Raw genomic sequence first — 1,514 nt, 5'->3', positions numbered from 1 at the left:
GACCTGCGCGCGACGCTCTATGGGCTGGATGCCGTGCTGACCCTGCATTTCGCGCAGGAGGAGGAAGCGTACTTCACGCTCCCGTCCTCCTGAGCGGTCCGGGGAGTCGCTGCTGCTCGTCCCGCGGGCCTGCCGCTACTGGGCCGACCGGTGGGCGTTCGCGCCCAGCACCGCCAGTTCCAGCGTCCGGGCGATGTCACCCGGGCTCACCACTCCCACGAGCACGCCGTCCGAGACGACCAAGGCGAGGTCCTGTCCGGGGCGGCCGCCGATCCGGCCGAGGACCGCTGGCAGCGGAGTGTCCGGCGCGGCCACCAGGCACGCCGGCGGCCGCGCGCAGACGTCCTCGACCCGCGTGGAAGCGCGCGCCTGCTCCGGCACCCGGGCGAGCAGCGCCAGGCTGATCACCCCGACCGGGTGGCCGTCGAACGCCATCACCGGGTAGGTGCGGAACCGTGCGGCCGCCGCCTGGTCCACGAAGCCCTGGACGGTGAACCAGCCGGGTGCCGTCACCGGGGCCGGCGTCATGATCTCGCCCAGCCGGATCCGCCCGAGGACCTCGCGCGCCGGACCCGCGGCCAGCTCGGCGCGGGCGCTCAGGCTCAGGAACCAGCCGATGCCCGCAAGCCACAGCCCGGCGAAGCTGCCGGACCACAGCAGCCACGCCAGACCCGCGCCGGCCAAGGCCAGCCCGAGGACGCGGCCCGAGCGCGCGGACGCCGCCTGAGCTCTCCGCTTGTCGCCGGTGAGCCGCCACACGAGCGCTTGCAGGACCCGCCCGCCGTCCAGGGGCGCGCCGGGCAGCAGGTTGAACACCGCCAGGACCAGGTTCGTCCAGCCCAGCCAGGCGAGCGTGACGGCCACGACGCCGGACAGCGGCAGCGACACACCCAGGAAGCCGGCCCCGGCCAGCAGGCTCGCCGCGGGACCGGCGACCGCGACGGCGAGCGCGGTGCGCGGCGTCGAGGGATCGTCGGTCAGCTCCGTGCTGCCGCCGAACAGCCACAGCGTGACGCGGTCGACGGCCAGCCCGCGGTGCCGCGCCACCAGTGCGTGGCTGAGTTCGTGGACCAGCAGCGACGCCAGGAACACCACGGATCCCGCCGTGCCGCTCGCCCAGTAGACCACCGCGGATAGGCCGGGCACGGCGGCAGGCAGCAGCGACTCCGCCAGGAGCCACGCCAGCAGGGCCATGGTCAGGAGCACGGACCAGTGCGCGCCGACGCGGATACCGGCCGGGCGCCCGAGGGAGAACGTGGCACGCATCCCTCGACCGTCCTCCCGCGGGCGCGCGCGGGGGAGGGCCGCACCGCCCCGGAGCGAGGGACCAAAGACCCCTGCGCCGCCGACGTCCGGCCGCAGTACGGACGCCGGCCGGGTTCGTAGCGTCGGGGCATGCCCGGAGCCAAGAAGATCCCACGCGCGGTCTACGAGCGTGAACTGCTGCGCCTGCAAGCCGAGCTGGTGAAGCTCCAGGAGTGGGTCCGGGCGGAAGGAGCGCGCCTGGTCGTGGT

Annotated in this window: 1 protein-coding gene and 1 pseudogene; one reads left to right on the top strand and one right to left on the bottom strand. The window is 74.8% G+C overall.

Features of this window, described 5'->3' with window-relative positions:
* Nucleotides 1–135: 135 nt before the first annotated feature.
* Complete coding sequence (locus AB0G28_RS49320) at nt 136–1,266, bottom strand: site-2 protease family protein (RefSeq protein WP_361106659.1); 1,131 nt, start codon at nt 1,264–1,266, stop codon at nt 136–138.
* A gap of 129 nt (nt 1,267–1,395) precedes the next feature.
* On the opposite strand from AB0G28_RS49320, the pseudogene AB0G28_RS49315 reads away from it, so the two are divergent.
* Nucleotides 1,396–1,514: pseudogene (locus tag AB0G28_RS49315) on the top strand (polyphosphate kinase 2); the annotation flags it as partial.

The organism is Amycolatopsis sp. NPDC021455, assembly GCF_040640995.1.
Classification (GTDB): domain Bacteria; phylum Actinomycetota; class Actinomycetes; order Mycobacteriales; family Pseudonocardiaceae; genus Amycolatopsis.
This window is presented reverse-complemented; position numbering and strand designations above follow the sequence as displayed.

Bases quoted from the DNA above. Each gene is read 5' to 3' on its own strand.
- AB0G28_RS49320 (WP_361106659.1), bottom strand. From the start codon at position 1,266: ATGCGTGCCACGTTCTCCCTCGGGCGCCCGGCCGGTATCCGCGTCGGC.